This is a genomic window from Xanthomonas sp. MLO165 (assembly GCF_018831305.1).
GTDB classification, from domain to species: Bacteria; Pseudomonadota; Gammaproteobacteria; order Xanthomonadales; family Xanthomonadaceae; genus Xanthomonas; species Xanthomonas arboricola.
On record NZ_CP029263.1, the window covers coordinates 4,559,148 to 4,584,071 of the forward strand.

16 protein-coding genes and 1 riboswitch are annotated in these 24,924 nt (G+C 66.5%); of the genes, 6 read left to right on the forward strand and 10 right to left on the reverse strand.

From position 1 onward, the window contains the following. Positions 1 to 96 precede the first annotated feature (96 nt). Both DGN21_RS19205 and DGN21_RS19210 read left to right on the forward strand, forming a co-directional pair. Complete coding sequence (locus DGN21_RS19205; RefSeq protein WP_104569534.1) at positions 97 to 954, forward strand: fumarylacetoacetate hydrolase family protein; 858 nt, start codon at positions 97 to 99, stop codon at positions 952 to 954. 478 nt (positions 955 to 1,432) lie between these two features. Then, positions 1,433 to 2,752, forward strand: coding sequence for an L-fuconate dehydratase (locus DGN21_RS19210; RefSeq protein ID WP_104569533.1), 1,320 nt, complete (start codon positions 1,433 to 1,435; stop codon positions 2,750 to 2,752). 472 nt (positions 2,753 to 3,224) lie between these two features. Here the strand turns inward: DGN21_RS19210 and DGN21_RS19215 are convergent, their stop codons facing one another. Both DGN21_RS19215 and fucP read right to left on the reverse strand, forming a co-directional pair. Beyond that, a complete protein-coding gene (locus DGN21_RS19215; protein ID WP_104575721.1) occupies positions 3,225 to 3,593 on the reverse strand; it encodes an L-fucose mutarotase in 369 nt (122 codons plus the stop codon). Beyond that, entirely contained in the window at positions 3,590 to 4,897 is a 1,308-nt protein-coding gene (gene fucP, locus DGN21_RS19220) for an L-fucose:H+ symporter permease (RefSeq protein ID WP_126965095.1), read from the reverse strand. The genes DGN21_RS19215 and fucP overlap by 4 nt, the downstream gene beginning before the upstream one ends. Positions 4,898 to 5,077: 180 nt before the next feature. Here fucP and DGN21_RS19225 point away from each other — a divergent pair, with 180 nt between their 5' ends. Both DGN21_RS19225 and DGN21_RS19230 read left to right on the forward strand, forming a co-directional pair. Further along, complete coding sequence (locus tag DGN21_RS19225) at positions 5,078 to 5,827, forward strand: helix-turn-helix domain-containing protein (protein ID WP_126965094.1); 750 nt, start codon at positions 5,078 to 5,080, stop codon at positions 5,825 to 5,827. A gap of 598 nt (positions 5,828 to 6,425) precedes the next feature. Then, positions 6,426 to 6,588, forward strand: a riboswitch (yybP-ykoY riboswitch). A gap of 12 nt (positions 6,589 to 6,600) precedes the next feature. After that, entirely contained in the window at positions 6,601 to 7,185 is a 585-nt protein-coding gene (locus tag DGN21_RS19230) for a manganese efflux pump MntP family protein (RefSeq protein WP_039521230.1), read from the forward strand. A gap of 96 nt (positions 7,186 to 7,281) precedes the next feature. Here DGN21_RS19230 and DGN21_RS19235 read toward each other — a convergent pair whose 3' ends face one another. The 3 genes from DGN21_RS19235 to DGN21_RS19245 all read right to left on the reverse strand — a co-directional run bounded on the left by DGN21_RS19235 (position 7,282) and on the right by DGN21_RS19245 (position 14,738). Then, positions 7,282 to 10,731 (reverse strand): PAS domain-containing hybrid sensor histidine kinase/response regulator, encoded by a 3,450-nt coding sequence (locus DGN21_RS19235; RefSeq protein ID WP_126965093.1) that lies wholly within the window; start codon positions 10,729 to 10,731, stop codon positions 7,282 to 7,284. 207 nt (positions 10,732 to 10,938) lie between these two features. Beyond that, positions 10,939 to 13,293 carry an NdvB protein gene (locus DGN21_RS19240; protein ID WP_160954450.1) on the reverse strand — a complete coding sequence of 785 codons (2,355 nt, stop codon included), beginning with the start codon at positions 13,291 to 13,293 and terminating at the stop codon, positions 10,939 to 10,941. Positions 13,294 to 13,355: 62 nt separating this feature from the next. Next, positions 13,356 to 14,738, reverse strand: coding sequence for an MFS transporter (locus DGN21_RS19245; RefSeq protein WP_126965091.1), 1,383 nt, complete (start codon positions 14,736 to 14,738; stop codon positions 13,356 to 13,358). 158 nt (positions 14,739 to 14,896) lie between these two features. Between DGN21_RS19245 and DGN21_RS19250 the strand changes: the two genes are divergently transcribed. Continuing rightward, positions 14,897 to 15,481, forward strand: a complete 585-nt coding sequence (locus DGN21_RS19250; protein ID WP_126965090.1) for a gluconokinase, GntK/IdnK-type — start codon at positions 14,897 to 14,899, stop codon at positions 15,479 to 15,481. 551 nt (positions 15,482 to 16,032) lie between these two features. Continuing rightward, positions 16,033 to 17,763, forward strand: coding sequence for a PQQ-binding-like beta-propeller repeat protein (locus DGN21_RS19255; protein ID WP_024937591.1), 1,731 nt, complete (start codon positions 16,033 to 16,035; stop codon positions 17,761 to 17,763). Between the two features lie 90 nt (positions 17,764 to 17,853). On the opposite strand, the gene DGN21_RS19260 is transcribed toward DGN21_RS19255, so the two are convergent. The 5 genes from DGN21_RS19260 to DGN21_RS19280 form a co-directional block, all read right to left on the reverse strand. Continuing rightward, entirely contained in the window at positions 17,854 to 18,081 is a 228-nt protein-coding gene (locus tag DGN21_RS19260) for a hypothetical protein (protein ID WP_016903869.1), read from the reverse strand. Continuing rightward, positions 18,062 to 18,511, reverse strand: coding sequence for a 3-dehydroquinate dehydratase (locus DGN21_RS19265; protein WP_046345097.1), 450 nt, complete (start codon positions 18,509 to 18,511; stop codon positions 18,062 to 18,064). Before DGN21_RS19265 ends, DGN21_RS19260 begins: the two co-directional genes overlap by 20 nt. 10 nt (positions 18,512 to 18,521) lie before the next feature. Next, complete coding sequence (locus DGN21_RS19270) at positions 18,522 to 18,956, reverse strand: hypothetical protein (protein ID WP_126965088.1); 435 nt, start codon at positions 18,954 to 18,956, stop codon at positions 18,522 to 18,524. 284 nt (positions 18,957 to 19,240) lie between these two features. Further along, positions 19,241 to 23,101: a translocation/assembly module TamB domain-containing protein gene (locus tag DGN21_RS19275; RefSeq protein WP_126965087.1), complete on the reverse strand. Its 3,861-nt coding sequence runs from the start codon at positions 23,099 to 23,101 to the stop codon at positions 19,241 to 19,243. Then, the gene (locus tag DGN21_RS19280) at positions 23,098 to 24,879 is read right to left on the reverse strand and encodes an autotransporter assembly complex family protein (RefSeq protein WP_016903873.1); all 1,782 of its coding nucleotides are present in this window, start codon (positions 24,877 to 24,879) and stop codon (positions 23,098 to 23,100) included. The genes DGN21_RS19275 and DGN21_RS19280 overlap by 4 nt, the downstream gene beginning before the upstream one ends. Positions 24,880 to 24,924 lie beyond the last annotated feature (45 nt).

The following is a 24,924-nucleotide window of genomic DNA, read 5'->3' on the forward strand; positions in this document are numbered from 1 at the left end:
GTAGTGGCTTGATTTGAGCACGCCGTCCTTATCCACCCGATGCATGCGCGCTAGCGTTGCTGGCCGCTCCATTCCTCACCTGCAAAGGAAGACTGCATGAAACTCGTACGCGTTGGCGCCCCTGGCCAGGAACGTCCCGGCCTGATCGATGGCGAAGGCCGCATCCGCGATTTGAGCGGCGTGATCGACGATGTGGCCGGCGAGCACATCACCAATGCCGGCCTGGAAAAACTGCGTGCGCTGGACGTGTCCACGCTGCCGCTGCTCGAAGGCGAGCTGCGTTATGGCGCCGCAGTGGGGCAGATCGGCAAGTTCATCTGCGTGGGGTTGAACTACGCCGACCACGCGGCCGAATCGGGCATGGACGTGCCCAAGATGCCGATCCTTTTCATGAAGGCCACCACTGCGGTGACCGGCCCCAACGACACCGTGATCATCCCGCGCGGCTCGGTCAAGAGCGACTGGGAAGTGGAACTGGGCGTGGTGATCGGCGATGTGGCGCGCGATGTGGCGGTGGACGACGCGCTGAACCACGTCGCCGGCTACGCGGTCATCAACGATCTGTCCGAGCGCGAGTTCCAGCTCGAACATGGCGGCCAGTGGGTCAAGGGCAAGAGCGCCGACACCTTCGGCCCGATCGGCCCGTGGCTGGTCACCCGCGATGAAATCGCCGACCCGCAGAACCTGTCGATGTGGCTGGAGGTCAACGGCCACCGCTACCAGAACGGCAGCACCCGCACGATGGTGTTCGGCGTGGCCGAACTGGTCAGCCACATCAGCCGCTACATGACGCTGATGCCGGGCGATGTGATCAGCACCGGCACCCCGCCGGGCGTGGGCCTGGGCCAGAAGCCGCCGGTGTACCTGAAGCCGGGCGACGTGATGGAACTGGAGATCGAAGGCCTGGGCCGCCAGCGCCAGCCGGTGGTGGCGCATCCGCGTGATGCTGCCTAAAGCCCCTCTCCCACCGGGGCACTAGGGCACGGCTTGCGCGCCACTGGCGCGCGTGCGTTGGTGCGCCCGCGCCGCAAGCGCGGGCCGGGGTGCGTAGCGGAAGTTGGGGTGAGGGTACGTAGCGACATAGCCAGGCAGTTCGTCGCGATGTGCGTTTGCCGTCAGGCGTGACATGTCGGCATGTGTGTTGATGTGTCATGCGCAAATTTTTCAAGCGGCGTGCGAGAGCGTTGAACTTCCAGGCGCTGTCGCGCGTTGGTAGTGACACGCAGTTGGTCGTGCAGTGATGCGTTGATCTGTGTTGTTCGTTGATCTGTGTTGCAAACGCATGCGTACCTGCAGCGCTTCAATACAGTCGGCGCTTCGCGTCCGTACCCTCCCCCTCTCCCGCGGGGAGAGGGGCTCTGGCGCCCGTCTCCGTCTCCGTTTCCGTTTTATTTCGCGCGTTTTATTCCCGTTTCCATCGCCCAGGACTTCCATGAGCACCATCATCGCCCTCGACACCCACGACGTCCGCTTCCCCACCTCGCGCGAGCTGGATGGGTCGGATGCGATGAATCCGGATCCGGATTACTCGGCCGCCTACGTCGTGCTGCGCACCGATGCGCCGGATGACCTGGCCGGCTACGGCCTGGTGTTCACCATCGGCCGCGGCAACGATGTGCAGACCGCCGCGGTGGCCGCACTGGCCGAGCACGTGGTCGGCCTGTCGGTCGAGGAAGTCATTGCCGATCTGGGTGCGTTCGCGCGCCGGCTCACCAACGACTCGCAGCTGCGCTGGCTGGGCCCGGAAAAGGGCGTGATGCACATGGCGATCGGCGCGGTGATCAACGCCGCCTGGGACCTGGCCGCACGCGCGGCGAAGAAGCCGCTGTGGCGCTACATCGGCGAGCTCAGTCCGGAGCAGTTGGTCGACACCATCGACTTCCGCTACCTCACCGACGCGCTCACCCGCGACGAAGCGCTGGCAATCCTGCGCAATGCGCAACCGCAGCGTGCGCAACGCATCGCCACGCTGATCGAACAGGGCTATCCCGCCTACACCACATCACCGGGCTGGCTCGGCTACTCCGACGAAAAGCTGGTGCGGCTGGCAAAAGAAGCCGTCGCCGACGGCTTCCGCACCATCAAGCTCAAGGTCGGCGCCAACGTGCAGGACGACATCCGCCGCTGCCGCCTGGCGCGTGAGGCGATCGGCCCGGACATCGCGATGGCGGTGGATGCCAACCAGCGCTGGGACGTGGGCCCGGCGATCGACTGGATGCGCCAGCTGGCCGAATTCGACATCGCCTGGATCGAGGAACCGACCAGCCCGGACGACGTGCTCGGCCACGCCGCGATCCGCCAGGGCATCACCCCGGTGCCGGTCTCCACCGGCGAGCACACCCAGAACCGCGTGGTGTTCAAGCAGTTGCTACAGGCCGGCGCGGTGGACCTGATCCAGATCGACGCCGCGCGCGTGGGCGGCGTCAACGAAAACCTCGCCATCCTGCTGCTGGCCGCCAAGTTCAACATCCGCGTGTTCCCGCATGCCGGTGGCGTCGGCCTGTGCGAACTGGTGCAACACCTGGCCATGGCCGACTTCGTCGCCATCACCGGCAAGATGGAAGACCGCGCGATCGAATTCGTCGACCACCTGCACCAGCATTTCCTCGACCCGGTGCGCATCCAGCACGGCCGCTACCTGGCCCCGCAAGCCGCCGGCTTCTCCGCCGAAATGCACCCGGCCTCCATCGCGGAATTCAGCTACCCCGACGGCCGTTTCTGGGTCGAAGACCTGGCCACGGCAAAGGCCTAATCCAACGCATCACCTGATCCCAGGATGTCGTAGGAGCGGCTCAAGCCGCGACAGGCGTTCCCGATTGCCTGATCGCGACCGAGGCCGCTTGTGCATGGAGCACGCGCACGACGGCTCCGGATAGCAGAATTCCGCCACCCGACAGCCGCTTCCGGGTCGAGGACCTGGCCGCAGCGAAGGCGTGACCCAACACGCCGCATCATCTAATCGCAGGATGTGTCGTAGGAGCGGCTCAAGCCGCGACAGGCTTTCCCGATTGCCCGATTGCCCGATTGCCCGATTGCCCGATCGCGATCGAGACCGCTTCTGCCTGGGGCATCTGCGACGCAGCTGTCACGCCTGCGCTGCACCACTCACGCTGCGCCCGCAAAAGACACCTTTTTCGACGCCCGGCGGCAGCGGCAGTAAAGACACTCAAGACCAACGCCTCACTGCGGAGCCAACACATCCGCAAAAAACGCAGGCCAACACCCTAACCCTGCCCCGCTCCAACCGCTGCACTCAAGGCAAAGATCTGCCCGGCCTCGCGCCACTTCTCTCCCGGCGCACTGCCAGGCAACGGCTTTTGAAACCGCCACATCAAGTCTTCCCAGGCCTGGATACGCGGATCGGCCGCATCCCGCGCCGCCTTGGCCGCCGGATCGTAGTCGTCGCCGACCTCCATCAGCATCACCAGGCGGTCGCCGCTGCGAAAGATCTCCAGCTCCTGGATGCCGGCCTGCTGCAGCGAGGCCACCACTTCCGGCCAGACCTCGCTGGGCCGATGCCAACGCTCGTACTCGGCGATCAACTGCGGATCGTCGTGCAGATCCAGCACGTAACACAGACGCCGCGTGCTCATGCGCCCACTCCTGCAACCACCGGCGCAGCGCGGCGCGCACGCAACGCGAACAGCAGGATCACCGCAAAGCACCCACCCGGTACCACCATCGCCCAGTGGATACCGGCCATGTCCGACACCGCGCCCATCACCGCCGTCAGCAGCGCGCCACCGATGATGGACATCACCAGCAACGACGAACCCAGCTTGCGCGCATCGTCATGCATGCCATCCAGGCCCAGCGCAAAGATGGTCGGGAACATCACCGACATGAACACGCTGGCAGCCACCAGCGCGTACAAGCCGGTCCAACCGGGGAAGGCGATCGCCACCGCGCACAACACCAGATTGATCGTGGCAAAACTCGCCAGCAACCTGGCCGGCGCCAGATAGCGCAACAGTGCGGTGCCGACGAAGCGGCCGGCCATGAACAGCACCAGCGAGATGGTCAGGTAGGTGGCGGCGGTTTTTTCGGGCGTGCCCGGCACCGCATCCTGCAGATAGCGGATCAGATAACTCCAGATACCGACCTGCGCACCCACGTAGAAAAACTGCGCCACCACCGAAAACATGAAGCGCCGATTGCGCAGCAGTTCGCCGAAGCGTGCACGCTTGGGCGCCACGCCGCTATCGCTCTCCGGCGCGCCGGTGGGAAAGCGCACCAGCGCGATCAGGATCGCCCACAGCACCACCACGGCGCCGATGATCAGATAGGGCGTCTGCACGGCTGAGGATTCGGCGGCAAAGAACGCCTCGCGCGCGGCTGGCGCCATTGCCGCCAGTTCGGCCGGGGTGTGCTCCACCCCGGAGAAGATGAAGTGCTGGCCGACCAGTACGCCGGTGATCGAGCCCAATGGGTTGAATGCCTGGGCCAGATTCAACCGCCGCGCCGCGCCTTCTGCCGGGCCGAGCACGGTCACCAGCGGGTTGGCGGTGGTTTCCAGGAACGCCAGGCCGCTGGCGATCACGAACAAGGCCAGCAGGAACAGCCAGTAGGTATGCACCTGCGCGGCCGGGTAGAACAGGAACGCGCCGCACGCATACAGCAGCAGGCCCAGCACCACGGCCGCCTTGTAGCTGTGGCGGCGCATGAACATCGCCGCCGGCATCGCGAACACGAAATAGCCCAGGTAGAACGCGCTCTGGACCAGCCCTGCCTGCAGGTCGGTCAGCTCGAAGGCCTTCTTGAACTGCTTGATCAGGATGTCGTTGAGGTTGTTGGCCATGCCCCACAAAAAGAACAGGCTCACGATCAACAACAGGGGAACCATGGCGGTACGCGCCAGGTTGCCGCGCGGTGACGCGGCAATGTCACTGTGATGCATGCGACCGATCCCCTCCCAAGGCTGTGGCGCTTGCGTTGCTGTGCGGCGAGCGTACTGCGCACGCCAGCGCCATGCAAATATAAAATCTTTGTTTATATTTGCACGCAAGCGCCACTTCTCACCGCTGCCCGCGATGCCTGTACCCTGGCGCGCCGCAGCCTTGCCTGGAGCCGCAAACGGATGAGCACCGAACCCGCCAAGTACCGCGCCCCCGCCCTGGACAAGGGCCTGGACATCCTCGAGCTGCTCGCCCGCCAGGCGCAGCCGATGAGCATGGGCGCGATCTCGCAGGGCATCGGCCGCTCGCGCGGGGAGATCTTCCGCATGCTGCAGGTGCTGGAGGAGCGCGGCTATCTCACCCGCGACGGCGAGGGCGACTACGTGCTGACCAATCGGTTGTTCATGCTCGGCATGCAGCAGCCGCAGGTGCAGAGCATCAGCGAAGCGGCACTACCGGTGATGCGGCGGCTGGCCGATGCGATCTATCAGCCCTGCCACCTGGTGGCGCCGTCCGGCGACCAGATCGTGGTGATCGCGCAGATGGACGTGCCCAGCGACCTGGGCCTGGTGGTGCGCCCGGGCCACCGCCGCCCATTGACCCATTCCAGCTCCGGGCTGGTGCTGTTCGCGTTCCAGCAGCCGGAGATGCAGGCGCGCTGGCTGGACATGCTCGACGCCAGCGAGGTGCCGTTCGAGCGTGCGCAGTTCCTCGCCGCCGCCGCGCAGGCCCGCAACGATGGCTACGCCATGCAACCCAGCGAAGCGGTGGTGGGCGTGGTCGACCTGACCGCACCGATCCTGCAACGCGGCAGTGCGACCTATACGCTCACCGTTCCCTTCATCGCGCGCCGCCCGGAGTTGGTCGGCCCGCACGCGGCCTTGCAGGCCCTGTGTGCGGCGACGGCGGAGATTTCCGCCGCATTGATGTAGCCGCGACCCGCGCCGGGAGTCTGCGTCGGCGCTGGTGTTTCTGTTGCTCGCTTCCGAAGGCTGACTTCTGCGGTCCTCCCGCAGCGCGGCCGGCCCTGTGCGTGGAGCGCAGCGCGCTCGTTCCGCAGCGCTGCGATGGCAGCCTGGCCATCGCCGTCCACCCGAACCACTTCGCCAGCACCTGCGGCATCGCAAGCCGTGCACATCGAGACGCCGGGGAGATCGCGGCATCGTTGTCGATCGCGGCACTCCTGCACGACGTCTGGAAAGACAGCACGAAGCAAGCGCTGGCTCATGCACGCGCATCCAAGCATGACGTTTCCACTCGCACTGCTTGCAGCACACCCCACATCAGCGGCTTTCCCCGCGTTTTTTCGCTACCTCGGTCACCGGCATGCAGACCGTTCGTCGCTATAGTCAAGGCTATCGGGTGCCGCATCGCGCCGTTGCGTGGACATGCCTGCCTGGCTTTGATGCCTGAAAACAAGGCAAAAACCGCGTCACCCCTGCTCGCAATAGCCACGGCTATAAAGATCAGACCGACCTTCGCGTGCGCTGCAGACGCACCGAACGCGGCCATGCGTTGGTACACTGCGCGCCCCTTGGGGAGTAGCCTGCTTTCGCATCGTCGGAAGCGCCTGCATCAACATACTCGGCCGTTGCGCCGTGGTGCAGGCAACCAGTTCCGGTTTGGCGAGACCAGCGGCATGCGTGCACGACGAAGGTTGGCGCGGGCGCATGTCGTTGTGACCGTGCCCAACCCGAGAATGTCGATGTCCCCTTTTTCCATTGTTTTGATCGGTTTCGCGATGTCGACCGATGCGTTTGCCGCGGCGATCGGCAAGGGCGCGGCGATGCGCAAGCCGCAGTGGCGCGATGCGCTACGCGCCGGCTTGATCTTCGGCTGCATCGAGGCGATCACCCCGGTGATCGGCTGGCTGCTGGGACGCGCCGCGTCCAGCTATGTGTCCGACTACGACCACTGGATCGCCTTCGTGCTGCTCGGTGCGCTGGGCACACACATGATCGTGGCCGGGCTGCGAAACGATGCGGACGACGCTGAAGAAGCAACGTCCGAGACCCCGAAACGGCATGGCTTGCTCGCCCTGGCCACCACCGGTTTTGCCACCAGCATCGATGCGATGGCGGTCGGCGTGAGCCTGGCGTTCCTGGACGTGCATATCGGCGTGGTGGCGGTGGTGGTGGGGCTGTGCACCTTCAGCATGGTCACCGCAGGCGTCATGCTGGGCCGCGTGCTCGGCAACCTGATTGGCAAGCGCGCCGAGATCCTCGGCGGCTTGATCCTGGTGATCGTCGGCAGCGTCATCCTCTACGAACACCTGAGCGGCGCAGCGTAAGCACCTCCCCTCGTAGGAGCGTGCCTGCGCGCGACCGGGCGTTACCGATAAAGCTTCGTCGCGCGCAGGCACGCTCCTACGCTGCAGTCGCACCGCTCAGCGCGTTTTCGCATCGTGATGCGCGCTCAGGAACGCGCGTAACGAGGCCGGCTTCACCGGTTTGGTCAGCAGGCGATAGCCACGCGCACGTGCGAGCTGCTTGAGTTCGTCGCGGCCGTCGGCGGTGAGCAGGGCACCGGCAATCGGCGCGGTGGCGACGGCCTGCAGCGCATCCAGTGTGTCCAGGCCATCGAGCCGGTCGTGCAGGTGGTAATCCACCAGCATCAGATCCGGCTGTTCGCGCGCGCGCTCCAGCGCCTGATCCACGGTGCTGGCGGTGATCACCTCCACCTGCCAGCGACCGAGCAGGGCGCGCATGCCGTCGAGGATCTCGCGGTCGTTGTCCACGCACAGCACGCGCAGGCCCGCCAGCGAATCGCCGCTGGGCAGCGCGCGCGCAACGGCCACCGGCAGCAGCGGCGGCAGCGGGGCTGCCGCCACGCGCGGCAGCAGGATCGAGAACATGCTGCCGCGGCCGACCTGGCTGCGTGCGCTCAGGTCGTGGTCGAGCAGGCGCGAGATGCGCTGGCAGATCGACAGGCCCAGCCCCAGGCCCTGCTCGCCCCAGTCGAACGGCTGCTGATAGCGGCGGAATTCTTCGAAGATCTGCCGCATGTGGTGCTCGGGAATGCCCGGGCCGGTATCCCACACCTGCAGCTCCACGTGCGCGCCGCGGCCGCGCATGCCCAGCACGATGCGGCCCTGGCGCGTGTAGCGCAGCGCATTGGCGAGGAAGTTCTGCATCACCCGGCGCAGCAGGCGGCGGTCGCTGCGCACCCACAACGGGCGACTGTGCACCTGCAGCTGCAGGCCGCGGCTGGAGGCCACCGGCGCGTATTGCGCGGCCAGTTCGTGCATCAGCGCACTGGCATCGAAATCCTCGACCGTGGGCCGCAGGCCGCCGGCATCCAGCCGCGAGACGTCGAGCAGGCCATCGAGCAACTCCTCGGCCGCACGCAGCGAGGCATCCACGCGCTCGGCCAGATGGCGTTGTTCCTCGTTGTTCTGATGGCTCTCGCGCAGCGCCGAGGCGAACAGCCGCGCGGCATTGAGCGGCTGCAGCACGTCGTGGCTGATCGCGGCCAGAAAGCGCGTCTTGGATTGCTGCGCCAGCTCGGCCTCGCGCGAGCGGTCGGCCACGCGCTGCTCCAGGTTCTCGTTGGCGTCCAGCAGCGCGCGTTCGGCACGCTTGTAGTCGGTGATGTCGTTGTAGCTGGTGACATAACCGCCGCCGGGCAGCGCCTGGCCGCGCATCTCGATCACCTTGCCGTCGCTGCGGGTGCGCTCGAACACATGCGGCGAGCCGGCGCGCATGTGGCGAATGCGGCGATCGATCTGATCTTCGATATCGCCCTCGCCCAGCTCGCCGCGCTCGGCGTTGTAGCGGATCAGATCGGCCACCGGACGGCCGACATACAGCATGCCGTCCGGGTAGCCGAACAGCTGCTGATAGCGGCGATTCCACGCGGTCAGGCGCATCTCCGGGTCGACCACGCTGACCGCGGCGCTGATGTTTTCCAGCGTGGTGGACAGGATCTCGCGATTGAAGCGCAGCTCCTGGCCGGCTTCGTCCAGCACCGCCACCACCTCGCCCAGGTCCATGCCCGAGCCGCGCAACAGGCTGGTCAGCACCAGGCGTGCGGAGGCCGCGCCGATCGAGGCGGCCAGCAGGCGTTCGGTGAACTGCACCCAGGCGCGGTCGGCCACCACGGTGGGTTGCAGTTCGCGCTCCAGCAGCACCGCCTGGTCGACAAAGGCGCGGTGCGCATGCCGCTCGCCCACCACGCGCTCGGCCAGGGCCTGCAGGTCGGCCACGCGCACATGCCCGGGCCAGTCGCCGGCCACCGCCGGCCGCTGTGCGTACGGGTCCAGGAAGGGCGCGGCGCGCAGGCGTTCGTCCACCCCGGGGCGCCAGCGTGCGGAGACCAGCATCATCGCGCCGACATTGATCAGCAGCGACCAGAACGTGCCATGCGCCAGCGGGTCCCAGCCGCGCATGCCGAACAGCTGCTGCGGCTGCAACCAGGCGATGCCGAACGGCCCGTCCACCAGCCACTCCGGCTGCAACCAGCCCGCGCGCGTGGCGGCCGGCAGCAGCAGCGTGTAGATCCAGGTCATGAAGCCCAGCACCATGCCGGTCTCCACGCCCTTGCGGCTGGCGCCGCGCCAGTACAACCCGCCGATCACGCCGGGGGCGAACTGCGCCACTGCCGCAAAGGCCATCAGGCCGTAGGCCGCCAAGGTGGTGTCGTTGGCCACGCTGCGGTGGTAGCCGTAGGCGATCAGCGCCAGCAACAGGATGGCGACGCGACGGATCCACAACACCCGCGAGGCCACCGCCGCGCGCGCATCGGCACTGCCGCGGCGGCGCAGCAGCACCGGCATCACCAGGTCGTTGCTGACCATGGTGGCCAACGCGATGCTGGCCACGATCACCATGCCGGTGGCGGCCGAGAACCCGCCCACATAGGCCACCAATGCCAGCACGGTGTTGCCCTGGCTCAGCGGCAGCGCCAGCACCACCGCGTCGTCGACCACCGTGCTGCCCTTGCCGAACAAGGCCACGCCGGCCGACGCGATCGGCACCACCATCGCCGAGATGATCACCAGGTACGCACCGAACAACCAGCGCGCGCGCCGGATGTCGCCGACGTCGCTGCATTCCACCACCGCCACATGGAACTGGCGCGGCAGGCAGATCACCGCCAGAAAGCTCAGCAAGGTCTGCGAAATGAAGCCCACCGACGGAGTGTGCTCGAACAGGGTGCGCGCCGAGTCGGCGATGGGCACCTGGTGGTCGCTCAGCCACACCCAGGCGAACAGGCCCACCGCGACGATGGCGATCAGCTTGATCACCGACTCCAGCGCGATCGCCAGCATCATGCCGCGGTGGTGTTCGGTGGCATCGACCTGGCGGGTGCCGAACAAGGTCGCGAACAAGGCCATCAACAGCGCCACGTACAACGCCGGATCGGCAAGGATGCCGCGCCCGGCACTGCTATGCCCGGTCAGCACCTCCAGGCTCATCGCCACCGCCTTGTACTGCAGCGCCAGATACGGAACGATGCCGACCAGCGCGATCACCGCCACCAGCGCCGCCAGCCGCCGCGAGCGGCCATAGCGCGAAGAGATGAAATCGGCGATGGAGACGGTGTTTTCGGCGCGTGCGATCAGCGCCAGCCGCTCGATGATGCGCCAGCCAAACAGCAGCAACAGCAGCGGGCCCAGGTAGATCGGCAGATAGCCGATGCCGTTGCGCACCGCCGAGCCGACCGCGCCATAGAAGGTCCACGACGAGCAGTACACCGCCAGCGCCAGGCTGTAGACCGCCGGCCGCAGCCACGGCCGCTCCGGGTACAGCGGACGACGGTCGCCCCACCAGGCCACGCCGAACAGCAGCACGGCATAGCCGACGGAGACCAGCAGCAGGATCCAGCTTGATACCAAGGGGCGTTCCTAGGCCAATGCGAACGGGGAGTTTACGCAGTGGGGAATCGGGAGTGGAGAACAGCCCGCCTGGCCGCACGTGCGTAGGAGCGCGCCTGCGCGCGATAGGGCACTGGCGGGAAAACCTTATCGCGCGCAAGCGCGCTCCTACACCAGCTTGGCAGTTATCGCAGTTGCCCCAATCAGGCGCCGCACCTGGCGCGCCGCTCAGCCCGGTAGCCGCACCTGCACCTGGTACGTGCGTCCGGCGACAATGCCGTGCACGCGCTGGTCCGGGCAGGCGGTGCCATCCACCTCAACGTCGACGTGCGTGCGCCCCGGTTCACGCGTCAGCGTCACCTCGAACTGCGCGCCGCGGAACTGGCGCGTCACCCGGGCCTGCGGCCAGTGCGAGGGCAGCTGCGGGCGGATCGCCAATGCGTCGCCTTCGCCGACCAGGCCGAACAACCCTTCCAGCACGCAGCGATACACCCAGGCCACCGTGCCGGTGTTGAACAGCTGGCTGGAACGCCCGGCCGTGCGCGGGTACTGGTGCCAGGCGCCGCGATAGTAGTTGGGCAGCGACACCGGCAGGTGGCCGCGCTGCAGCACGTCCTCGCGGGTGGGGCCGGGCAGCAGCGCGCGCAGGATCTCCCAGGCGCGGTCGGCTTCGCCGATCTGGTACAGGCTGTACAGGTAGAACGCCGCCGCGTGGTTGTAGACCGCGCCGTTTTCCGCGGCGCCCGGCCACTTCTGCGTCAGCCGCCCCACGTCATCGCGCATGTGCGTGTAGGCCGGGGCCAGCATCACCGGCCCGTACGGCGTATGCAGCTGCTCGCGCACCGCCTCCAGCAAGGCCGCGCGCTGCGCGCTGTCGGCGGTGCCGGCCAGCAGCGCAAAGCTCTGCGGATTGAGATAGATGCGTCCTTCCACATCCTCGGCGATGCCGAAGCGCACGCCATCGTCGGTGATGCCGCGCGCATACCAGTTGCCGTCCCACAGCTCGCGGTTGGCATCGGCGTTGATCGCCTGCACGGCCTGCGCAAACGTCTCCGCCTGCGCGCTTCGCCCATGCGCTGCGCAGATGCCCGACCACAGCCGCAATGCATACGCGGTGGCCACGGTGAGCCAGCCGGACACGCCCTTGCCGCGCCAGCCGACCATGTTCATCGGGTCGCACCAATCGCCCTGCGCGATGAAACTCAAGCCACGTGCATCGCGCGCGTCCAGCAGCCACTGCATCGCTGCATCCAGTCGCTCGGCCACGCTGAGCGCCTGTCCATCGTGCGTACGGACCACCGCATCGAGCACGCTGGCATCGCCGGTTTCGGCCAGATAGGCGCTCAGGAAGATCGGCAACCATACGCAGTGATCGGTATGTGGCACCTGGTTGATGTATTTCAGCTCGGCGCCTTCCACCAGCAGGATGCCGTCCGGCATCGCACCGCTGGGCTCCTGCTGCGAGAGTGCCTGCAACAACGCCGCGCGTGCGGTGGCCGGCTGCAGGTAGGCCATGCCCATGTGGTCCTGCAGATAGTTGCGCGTCTGCGGATCGGTGGTCAGGCGATTGACGTCGCCGTGATAGAAGACCTGCCGCGGCAACCAATGGTTGACCAGGTTGTCCAGGGCTGGATCGGGCGTGGCGATCTGCGCGCAGCCCTGCCCGCCCTGCAGATACTGCGCGTAGTCGCGCGCAGCGGCGGCAAAGCCGGCTTCGGACAGATAACGCGCACGCAGCGCGGCGATTTCCGCATCGTCCTTGGCCGGCCCGAACGCGAAGCGGTAGACGCGTGCCGCATCGGCGTCCAGCGTCAGCCGATACTGCAACGCGGCGGCCGGGTTCTCGTAGTGCGCATCGCTGTTGCCCAGCTGCTCGGCCTGGATGGCCGAGGGCGCATGCAGGCCGCCCTCGCCTTCGAAGGCCATCTGCTGCGCATCCCAGGCCACCGGCGGCTGCTCATGCAACAGGAAGGTGCAGTCCTTGAAATCGCGCTGACGGAAATAGTCGTCCACCTTCTGGTACGGCGCCACGCTACGGCAGACGATGCCGCCCAGCGCCGGCTCGTAAGCGCCTCCCTGATGCATCCACGACATGTAGCCGATCGGGAAATACGGATACAGGCTGAGCCGGCGCGTACGCCCGGACTGGTTATGCACGCGGCATTCCCACAGCTCCACTGCATCGTCGGTGGGCAACGCCACGCACAGCTCCACCACGATGCCGTCGTGACGCACCTGCCAGCGCACATCGTGCTTGCCCGCGGAAAACGCGAACTGCTCCGGCGTTGCACGCACCGGTTCGTGCGGCACCGAATACAACGCGCCGCTGTCTTCGTCCTTGAGATAGAAGAAGCGCCCGGGATGATGCGCGTAGTACGGCTGCTCGGGCATCATGAAATTGCGCGCTTCCAGCAGCGGTGCATGCGCGTATTTGGCCGGCTCCGGCTGCATGAACTGCCCGGTGGCGTAACCACGGCAAGTCAGCTGCAGCATCATGCGGCGGTTCCATAAGAACCCGCCCGCGTTCGGCATCGCGGTGGGGCTGTAGAGCGCATAACGCGTGCCGTCGGCGCTGGGCGCCAGCAACGCGGAAAGATCGTCGTCGGACGTGGACCTGGAATCGGCGTGGGAGAGTGCAGACACGGTCAGCGGTGCTCCTGTTCGTCGCGCTTGCGCGCGGCCAGTTCGTGTTGGATGCGGCGCAACAGGCCATCATCGAGCGGATAGAAACGCATGGTCCAGGCTGCCAGCAGCGCCACCGTGCCCGGGATCACCGTCAGCAGCAGCACGATGCCGGTCAACGACCCCGCCGACTGCGCGCTGTTGGCCACATAGCCCATGCCTGCCAGCACCCAGGCGATGCCAGCCGAGGCCAGCGCGCCACCGAGCTTTTGCGAGAAGGTCGCGGCGGCGAAGGTCATCGCGGTGGCGCGCCGGCCGGTGCGCCATTCGGTGTAGTCGGCGCTGTCGGCATACATCGAAAATGCCAGCGGCGACTTCGGCCCCAATGCCAGACCGATCAACATGTTCAACGCAAAGATCGCCCACACCGCGTCGGCAGGAATGAAAAACATCAGGCAACTCAACACGCCCACCACCGCCATCAGCGCGGTCATCAACTGGCGCTTGTCCCAATGCCGTGTCAGCAACGGCGTGATCGCGGCGCCCACTGCCAGCGACACCGAATAGCCACCCAGAAACAGCCCGGTCAGGTCCGGCCGCTGCACGTAGTACTTGAGGTAATACACGCCCGCACCACCGCGCATGACAATGGTGATCATGATGATCAGCGACAGTACGAACAGCACGCACCACGGCTTGTTCTGCAGCAGGTCGGCGATATCCCGGCGGATCGGCGTGCGCTGTTGCGGCGGTGGCTGCACGCGCTCGCGCGTGGTCAGCGCCACGGTCACGAACAACGCCACCGCCACCGCGCCGTACAGCATCATGGTGCGTTGCCAGCCCAGTGCATCGTTGCCGGCACCGAACCAGGCCACCAGATCCAGCGTGCAGTAATTCACCAACGTGGTGCCGACGAACGCGGCGATGAAGCGCAGGCTGATCAAGCTGGTGCGCTGGCTGCTGTCGGCGGTGATCACGCCGGACAATGCCGAGTACGGAATGCTCACCACCGTGTAGGCCAGCATCATCACCAGGAAGCTGATCGTGGCCCACCACATGCGTCCGTTCTGATCCAGCGCAGGCGTGGTGTAGGCGAGCACGCCGGTCACCGCCATCGGCACGGCGCCCCACAACAGATACGGGCGGAATTTGCCCCAGCGGCTGCGTGTGCGATCGGCCAGTGCACCCATCGCCGGATCGGCGATCGCATCGGCGATCTTGGTCAACAGGATCATCGTGCCCACCGCCGCTGCCGGCAGATGCATGGTGTCGGTGTAGAAGATCAGCAGAAACGCCGAGATGTTGGCCCAGTACAGATTCAGGCCCAGATCGCCGGCGCCGTAGCCCAGTTTTTCGCGCCAGCGCAGGCGCGCCGATGCAGGAGACGTTGCAGGCGATGACGGCATCGGCAGACCTTGGAGTGCGTTGAACCCGGCCGAGCGCGCCGTTACGCTGGGCGGCCCGCTCACCTGGCGAGGAGCGCCGACGCTACACCACGCATCGACTGCCGCCAACGTGAAATCCGGCAAAATGCCGAATCGATCCGGAGATATAACCTGACGTGATGGACACCGCCGCCCCCGCTACACCCGCGTCCGCTTCGCCCCTGGCCATCGTGGTGATGGGCGTTTCCGGCAGCGGCAAGACCACCATCGCGCAGGCGCTGGCAGCGCATTACGGCTACCGTTTTCTGGACGCCGACGACTACCACAGCGTGGCCGCACGCGCGCAGATGGCCGCCGGCCAGCCACTCACCGATGCGATGCGTCTGCCGTGGGTGGAGTTGCTGGCGGCCACCTTGCGCGACTGCGTACAGGCAGGCGAGTCGGTGGTGCTCGCGTTCTCGGGCTTGCGCGGCACACATCGGCAATTGCTGCGCCGCAGCGGCATTCCGATCCGCTTCGTGTTCCTGCACGCCGCCCCGCACGTGATCGCCGCGCGCCTGAGTGCACGCGCCGGCCACTTCATGCCGGCCAGCCTGCTGGACAGCCAGTTGCAGACCCTGGAATTGCCGTTGGACGAAGCCGATGTGGTGTCGGTGGATGTGGACACCACGGTGGCGGAGGTGGTGCAGGATGCGATCGCGCAGCTGGCGCTGATCGCTCCCGCTGCAGCGCACACCGCCGTGCCCTCGCCGCAAAGCGCATAACGCGCCGGATAACGCAGCTACCTGGCTGTTTCCTTCTCCCAGCGGGAGAAGATGCCCCGAAGGGGCGGATGAGGGGACGCGCGAAGCCTCGTGCATTTTGACGACACAGAAGCTTCGCACCGTACCCTCACCCACCCCCCCGCTCCGCGACGCGGGCGCTCCAAGGCGTGCGCGCCGGTGGCGCGCAAACCGTGCCTTCTCGCCACGCAGGAAGAGGGGCTGTGTTCGACACCGTGGCCAACCTCACAAGGTGGCGCAACATTTCCTGGTTACTTTTTGTAGACCATTGATTTGCATGCAAATACGCATGCATCGCGGCCAATCATTTTTCCTATCGCAGCGGCGCCGATCGTGATGAATCATCAGCATTTGTGCGAATAGCGAACACCTTGAACGCAATTTTTTCGAGCTGGTGGCACCAGATGCGAGCGGACCCGACCGTTGAATGAATGCGGAAAGGTGCGTGTGTTGCACGGTCGCCACAATCGGCCATCTTCACTCGGCAGATCCGGGGGGATCCAGCGCTTCCTTCCATCTATGGACATGCCGTGATGACAAATTCAATTCGCCGCTTGCGATTTCGCAGTTTGACGCTCGTTCCCTGCCTGCTTGCCAGCGCAGTGGCTTTCGCCCAGGCCGGCTCCGCAACCGCACAACAGTCGGTGTCGTCGCTGGATACCCAGGCTTTTGCACGCTCCGGCCAGATCTGGCGCAGCTTCGGCAATCAGCTGCCATTTGCCAGCCCCACCAGCTGGACCACCGCCGGCGGCGGCTACTTGAATCAGCGCTTCGCGCCGGGCGAGTGGAAGATCAACCGCACCACCGTCAAAGGCCTCAAGCCGGCCTGGACCCTGACCACCACCGGCGACATCTCGGCCACGCCGAGCGTGGAAGGTGGAACGTTGTATGTGCCCGACTGGGGCGGCACGCTGTATAGCGTCGACACCCAGACCGGCAAACCGAACTGGCAGGCCAAGTTGTCCGACTACACCGGCAATGCCAACTCGGTGACGCGCAACACGCCGGCCATCAGTGCCAACAGCATCATCGTCGGCGACCAGGCCGCCGGCACCGTGCTGGCGATCGACAAGAAGACCGGCAAGCTGCTGTGGAAGACCACCGCCGAAGCCAACCCGCAAGCGCGCATCACCTCCTCGCCGGTGATCTACGGCAACCGCGTGTACGTGCCCGTGTCCTCCGGCGACTGGGGCAACCTGGACCCGACCCACACCTTCAGTTTCCGCGGCAGCGTGGTGGCGCTGGATCTGAACACCGGCAAGAAGGTGTGGCAGTTCTACAACGTGCCCGAGGGCTATACCGGTGCATCGGTGTGGGGCCAGGTGGCGATCGATCCGATCAACCGCCGCCTGTATTTCGGCACCGGCAACAACTACAACATTCCCGCCAGCGTGGGTAACTGCGTGTCCAACGCACGCTCTTATCGCGGCAGTGAACTCACCGTGCAGGACGAACTGGCGTGCATGGCGCCGGACAACTACGTCGACTCGGTGATCTCGCTGAATCTGGACACCGGCAAGCTGGTCTGGGCCGACCGTGCACAAGGCTACGACGCCTGGAACCTGTCGTGCATCGTGGCGCCCACCAATGGCCTGTGCCCGAACACCCAGGCAACCAACCTGACCGGCCCTGATTACGACTTCGGCGGCGCAGGCGTGCAGCTGTTCACCGTGTGGCGCGATGGCAAGGCCCAGCAGCTGGTCGGCGCAGGGCAGAAGAGCGGCATCTACTGGGCCTTCGACGCCAAGACCGGTGCCAAGGTCTGGTCGACCCAGGTCGGTCCCGGCGGCACCACTGGCGGCGTCGAGTGGGGCACTGCGTTCGATCCGTACAAGTCGCAGGTCTATGTGGCCATCAACAACAGCTCCAACGCCACCTATACGCTGGGGCCTGCGAATACCCAGAGCCACAACGGCGGCTCGTGGGCAGCGCTGGATGCCGCCACCGGCAGGATCAAGTGGCAGGTCAAGGTGCCCGGCATCAACCGCGTGAATCCGAACGTGCCGGCCGGCGGCCAGGGCTCGCTGACGGTGTCGCCGAACCTGCTCTACGCCGGTTCGATGGCCGGCAACATGGTCGCCCTCGACGCCGACACCGGCGCCACGCTGTGGAACCACGACGCCACCGGCTCGGTGATCAGCTCGCCGGCCATCGTGGACGGTGCGCTGTACTGGGGCGCCGGCTACGGCCGCTTCAACTTCGGCACAGCCGCAACGGCCAACCAGCTGACCAAGTTCGTGCCGGAGGCCAGCCCGGCCAAGTAAGCGTCAACCCATGTGATCTGCGGCGAGCGACGCGCAATCACGGCAGAACGACGGCGCCACCTTCGGGTGGCGTCGTTGTGTGTCACGCCGCTACAGCCGCGTGACCTGGCACAGGCGGATCTGCCCCGCTTCCAGCCCATGCGCCTCTGCCGCACGGCGGCGCAACGCAGTGACCAGCCCGGCGGCATCCAGCACGCCATCGGCAGGCACGTCCACGCTATGGGCCAGTTGCCCCCACAGCACCGGCCGACCGTCGCAATAGCCCTCGTAGTCGGCGAAATAATGCAGCTGGCGCAGCTCAGGTACCGACGTGGACATCGCCCTGGATCTCCGTGCAGCCCAGATGTTCCAACGCGATTTCCAGCCCGAGCAGATAGCTCTGCGCGCAGTAACCGCGCACCGTCGCAATGCGCTGCCCGAACCCCTCCGGCAGGCAACGCTCCGGACGGTCCACGCTATCGTCGTGAGCCTCCACGAACGGGTACGGCAACGCGCTGAGTACACGGTGCAGGCGCGCGCTGTCCACGCAGCTGCCCGGATCGATCAACGCGATTTCCATCCGCGCCTGCCCGGCCACGCGCAAGGCATCCAGCAGCTCCTGCTCCGACCCGCAGGCACGCAAGGCCACCGTCTTGCCCGCGTCGCCGGCGCATTGCACGAGCTGCCGAATGACGGCCCGCGGCAACGGCTGCGGCCCACGCACCAGCGGCATCGCCGCCTCCGGCCCACGCACGATCATGATCGACATGGCGGCCTCCTCAGGCAGCGGCGCGCAAGGGCGCGCACAGCGACGGCAGACAACGCGCCGCAATACCCAGCGACATCGCATAGGCGCGCGGTGCATCGTGCGGCGTAATCACCACCGCCAGCGGCGCATGCTGCGGATGCAGCCACGGCTCCAGTTCCTGATCGGCATCGGTGTGTAGCTCGATATAGGGCGTAGGCAGCGCGTCCAGTGCAGCACGCAATGCGGTCGCATGCACCTGCGCACGCTCCGACGGCGCCAGATCACCCGAATCCAGCAGCACCAGCTCCACCTCGGCATCGCCACCGGCGGCCTGCAAGCCGGCGATCAAACCATCGACATCGGCACACGCCAGCGTGCGCAGCGCGCGTCCGGCACACTCGGGCAGCTGCAGCGGCGCCACCTGCGCCGGATCGGCCTGCGGACCTTGCAAAATCAGGATACACATCGTGTTCGACTCAACGCACCACAGTGCGGGAGTGCCAAGGTAGGCCTGCCGGGCATAAAGAGGCTATTTGCACCCTGGCGTGCGGGCATAAAGAGTGCGTAATGCCTGCCCGATGCCGGGCGTGCCCTGCCCCGCAACGTCGCGCGCCGGTTCTAGATCACCGCAGCGCTCGACCTGGCCATGCCTGACGCACGGCCTCATCCTGGACATCCGCATTGCGTCATATCCTGACCTGACGCAATACAACACCACACACCGTCGATGCGCCGATGCACGGCGGGCGACTACTTCTCCCGCCGCCAGTTCACCGAGCCCTTGGTCTCCACCGTGCTGGATTCGGCTTCGATATCGAAGCCGCGACTGAGCAAGTATTTCAGCGTCAGGACCGAGCCGCTGCCGACCATCGAGACGCCGTAGCCGACGTAGAGTTTCGGCGAGAGGTACTTGCCGAAGCCCACCACCGAGCCGACGGTGCTGGACTCGCTCACCCCCGCTTCGTCCAGGCCGAGCTTGGCGCCGATCTGCGAGGCGATCAGGCTGCTGCCGGCCGACAGGGCGGCCGAGGCGGCGCTGACCTGTTGGGTTTCGTCGCTGCTGGCGGTGGACAGGCCGCGGCCGAGCACCAGGTACGACAGTGCTTCGGATTGCGACATCGCCGGTTCCGACCACACATCGGCACGCGGCGATTCGGCGCGGCCGCTGACGTCGATGCCGGCGGTGACATCGCCGACCTTGCGTTCGGCGCGCAGGCTCACGCGCGGGTCGGAGACGATGTTGTTGTTCCAGGTCAGCTGGCCGCGGCTGATGGTCAGGTCCTGGCCGTAGGCCTTGTAGCGGCCGCGCACGTCCAGCCCGCCGTTGGCGGTCATCTCGCGGCCCGGGCGGGCGCGGATCTGCATCTGTCCGCTCAGCCCGCCCTTCAGGCCGAAGCCGCTCATGTTGACCTTGTCGCCAAGCACGATGGCCAGATCCATATCCAGCGGCGAGGCGGGCGCTTCTTCCGGATCCACCGGGTCCAGCACCACCACGTCCTCGGATACCGAGGTGCCGCGATCCAGGCGTTCCAGGTCGATGTCGGCTTCGGGCACGGTGACCTTGCCACGCAGTTGCATGGTGTTGTCGGTGATGCCGAACTGCATGTCCGGATTGGCGATGATGCGCAACTCGCTGGTGTTGTAGGCCAGCACGTTTTCGCCGCGGATATTCAGCAGCAACGGCGTGCTGGTGCCGAACCACGACAGCCCGCCATCGATGTTGAGCGTGCCCTGCCCCGACTTGGCAGAAGCAGTGATCTTTGCCGAGCCATCCGGTAGCGCGTCGAAGCGGCCCTTGCCCTCGCTCAGGGTCAAACCCATCGACGGATATTCAGCAGTGAAATCGCTCAGGGTGGCATCGCCACCCAGCAGCGGCTTGTCGCGAGTACCGCGCAGGCTCACATGACCTTCGACCAGACCCTTGGGCCGCACCACATCGGCCACCACCAGCTCCAGCCAGTACAGCCGCGACATATTGAGATACAGCTCGCCGTTGAGCGGCGCGTACGCATCCCAGCCGGTGTTGAACTTGGCATCGACAAAGCCGGCGCCCTGGAAGCCGATACCCAGCTTGGCCTGGATCTGCTGCGGGGTGAAATCGGCCTGCACGCTGAACTGGTCGTAGCGCAGCAACTCGCCGCGATTGGGGTTGCCGGCTACCGCGGCGTAGCGGGTTTCGCCCAGGCGGATGCCGCCTTCGGGCGAGGCGATGCGGAACGAGCCTTCCCAAGCATTGCCGCGCGGCTTGAAGCTGCCGTCCAGCGACAAATCGCCACGCAGATAGATCTGCCGCCCCTCCTGCTTGGGCAGCCACGGTTGCACCAGCGACAGCGGCAGTGCATCGCCGTGCACCACCATGCCCTCGCGCGGCCAGTTGGCGCTGGCGCACAGCGCGCCGCCGGTGGCCGCGCCCAGGCAGGTGTCGGAGAGCGTAAACGCGGCGCCATCGGTGCTGAACTGCGCCGGCTGGCGCAACGCCCAGGCATCGCCCTTGGCCGGTGCGATCCGCAGCGTGGCGACCTGGCCCTGCCAACGCTCGCCATTGCGACGGACATCGCCCTGCAGCGCGACGTTGGCCATGCTGTTGGCGATATCCGCATCCAGGCGCAGCGCTTCCACCGCACCGCGTGCCTGCACGCGCACGCTGTCCAGCACTACGCCGGCTTCGATCGCGGTGCCCTGCAAGGCCAGCTGCCCGTCGCTGCCGCGCCACGGCAGACGCCCGCGCAAGCTGATGCTTTGCGCGCTGTAGTCGTTCCAGCGCAAGCCGTTGCCGACCAGGTCGGCAGTGATGTCGGGCGCGTCGCGACGGCCGCTGACCTGCAGCTGCCCGCGCATCGTGCCGGTGGCGCCGGGCAAGACATCGTCCAGCTGCAGCGGCTGCAATTGCGCGGCGATATCCAGCTGGTCGCCGACCTTGCCCCTGGCAGTGATACGGCTATTGCCCAGCGACAGCTGCAATTGGCCCTCGCCCTGTTCACCACGCAGGGCGAACTTGCCGTTGGCCGACAGCGCGCGTTGACGCAGCTGGCCGGTCAGGCTCGGGATATCGGCCGTGGCCTCGAAGCCCGGCGACACGCCACCGGCCGGTGCCGGCAACTGGCGGCCCTTGGAGGCGACCTTGCCGGAGAGATTGCCGTTCCAGCCCGGCGCGAAGTAGCCCGGATCGAACTTGGCCAGCTGGGCAGTGACATCCCACTGCAGCTCCGGGGTCCAGCCCACCTCGCCGGTGAGATCCAGCGAGCCGCCCGGGGTCTTGGCCTGCACCTGCTTGAGCTGCGCACGTTGATCGTTGCCGCGGCTGTCGAACACCAGCGCGGCCTGCTGCCCGTCGCGCTCCAGCGTGGCGCGGCCGATCGCCGCCCACGCCTTCAGGTTACCGGCCACGCCCAGGCGCGCATCGACCAATTCCACCGGCACCACCGGCGCATCGGGGGTGGCCGGGTCCGGCGTCGGGGTGAAGCGCAGGCCGCTGGCATTGACCGCAAAACGAAAGCTCGGATTCTGCGTGTCGCGGAAATCGGCAGTCCCACGCAACTGCGCGCGGCCTTCGAAGGCATCGATCACCAATGGTTCGACGGTGATGACCTGGTCCAGCAGGCTGATGTGCGAGGGCTGCAAGGTGGCGCTGAGCTCGCCCTGCTTGACGCTGCCTTGCAGGTCGGCGTTGCCGCCCTTGCCGGAGGCCTGCAGGTTCAGCGCGATCGGTGTGGCCGGGGCGGCATACTCCCCATTGGTGGCCGGCGTCAGCAGCGAGGTATCCAGCGCGTCGGTGACGGCCTTGAAGACCCAGGTCGGATCGTCGCGCCCGGTGAACACCAAACTGGCCTGCAGCGGTGCCGGCGCGCGGCCGGCGATGGCCACTTCCATCTTGTCCAGATCGCCGCGTGCGACCAGCCCCAGGCTGGCCGGGGTGCGCCCACGCGCGGCCGGCAGCACCGCGGTTGCAGTCAGGTCGGCGCGGTAATCGTCGTTGGGCACGTAGTCGCCGTGCAGGCGGAAGTCGCCCATGTCGGTATCGACCACCAGATTGCGCGTGCGCAGTTCGCCGGTGGCCACTTCCAGCCCGCCCTGCACCTTGTGCAGGACGATCATCGGCTGCTGCAGCTGGGTGATGCGCAGGTTCTCCACGGCGATCTTGTCGGCCTGGATCGCCAGCGGCACGTTGATCTGCGGCAGCGATTCGGGCCAGCTCGGCAGCGTGAACGGCTCCTCGCTCTTGCCCAGATTCAGGCTGGCATTGCTGACCTGCACCGCATCCAGCTGCAGCTTGCGCCCGAGCAGCGGGCGCAGGTCCGGTTCCAGGTACACACGCTCGGCGGTGAAGTGGATGTCCTGATAACGGAAATCGACATCGCGCAAGGTCAGTGGGCCGGCCACTGGGCCTTCGACCTTGCTATAGGTAAAGGTGGCACCGACCGGCAGGCGCGCGGTCACCTGCGCCAGCAACACGTCGCGCCCGGCCACGGTCTGCAGCAGCCAGTACACCGCGATCAGCGCCAGCAACACCAGGCCCAGCAAGGTCAGCCCCGAGCCCACCCAGAAGCGGCGGCGGCGGTAGAAACGCGCGCGGCGCGGTGCGGCGGGTGGCGTAGGGGTCGGCGTACTCACAGGTTGGCCCCGATATCGATATAGAGCTGGAACTGCGAGTCGGGATCGTTCAGGCCATGCGCGATGTCCACGCGCACCGGGCCCACCGGCGAGCGCCAGCGCAAGCCGAAGCCGATACCGGTGTGCCAGTCGGGCGTGTCGTCGAAGGCGCTGCCGCTATCGACGAACACCGCGCCGCCCCAGGGGCCGCCCTTGAGGTAATGCTCGTATTCGGCACTGGCGGTGACCACGTTCTTGGCACCGAGCGCGAATTCGTCCGGCTTGGGCGTGCGCGGGCCCACTTCGCGGAAGGCATAGCCGCGGATGCTGTTGGCGCCGCCGGCAAAGAAGCGCAGGCTCGGCGGCATCGCCACCAGGTCGCTGGTCCAGGTGGTGCCGCCTTCGCCGCGCAGGATCACCCGGCCGTTGTCGCCGGCTCCCAGGAACCAGCGCAGCTGGCCGTAGAGCTGGCCGAAATTGGTGTCCGAGCCGGCGCCTTCTGCACCGCCGCGGATGAATGCCTGTCCGGACACGCCACTGCGCGGGAACAGGCGATCGTCGACATTGACGTAATTGACCTGCAACTGCGGATAGATCAGCGTGGAGGTCTCATAGACCGCATCGGTGAAATCGCTGCCGCTGCTGAACCGCCAGCGCTCGCGCAGGGCGTTGATCGAGGCGATCGCACTCCAGCGCTCGTTGATCTGGCCGCTGCGGCTGCCGGTGAGTTTGACGTTGCGCAGGTCGATGTATTCGGTCTGCTCGTCGTAGAGCCGCGCCGAGGCGGTGTACCAGCCATCCAGCCAGCGGAACGCCGGCACGCGGTAGCTGGTGGTCAGGCTCTTGCGGTTCTGCGCGTAATCCAGCTGCGTGTCCATCTTGTGGCCGCGCGAATTGACGTAGCGGCGCTCCACGCCGCCACGCACACCGGCGCCGCTCTCGCTGCCGTAGCTCAAGCCGGAGGTGTAGACGGTGCGCTTGGCGCGGGTGAGCTTTACATCCACCGGCACCCGGCCCTGGTCGTCGGCTTCTTCCGGCTTGGGCTGGATGTCGATGGTGCTGAAGTAATCCAGCTTGGTCAGCGACTCGCGCAGGCGATCCAGCTTGCCTTCGTGGTAGTAGCTGCCCTCGTCCCAATACACCAGCGGCTCGAACAGGCCGGGACGGAAGTAGTCGTAGTCGAAGCGCACCTTGCCCATGTCGTAGCGGCGGCCGCTGTCCCAGTTCAGATCGATATCGGCGGCGTGCTCGGCGCGCGTCACCGCGACGCGGCGCTGGGTGAAGTCGGCATCGAAGTAACCGCGCTCGGCCAGCCGGCGGGTGATGCGCACCTTGCTCGCTTCGTACTGCGGATGGCTGAAGACCTGGCCTTCGCGCGGTTCGAACTGCTTGAGATCCTGGCCCAGGTAACGGTCCTGCTCGGCCCAGCCGGTGATGGAGATATGCGACTGCCGCACGCGTACCGGTTCGCCGCGCTCCACGGTGATCACCACGGTCACCTTGTCGCCGGTGCGCGGCGCGGCCAGCTCGATGGTCGGCGAGTAATAGCCGAACGGTTCTAGCGCCTCGCGCGTCTGCCGTTCGGCCTGCGCCAGCAGATACTCCAGCCGCGACTCGCCTTGCTCCTTGCCGACGGCCTCATACAGAGACAGGGAGACCTCGATGTTCTCGATCATCTCGGCGTCGGCGTCGTCGTCCAAGCCCTTGATTTCGATCTTGTCGATGGTCGCCCGGGCAACCGCTTGCAGCGGAACGAACAGGGTGCACAGCAGGGAGAGAGCAAACGCGGCTTTAAGCATCGGCAAAGGATACCCAGCCTGGGCGTGAAGGGACAAAAAAACTGA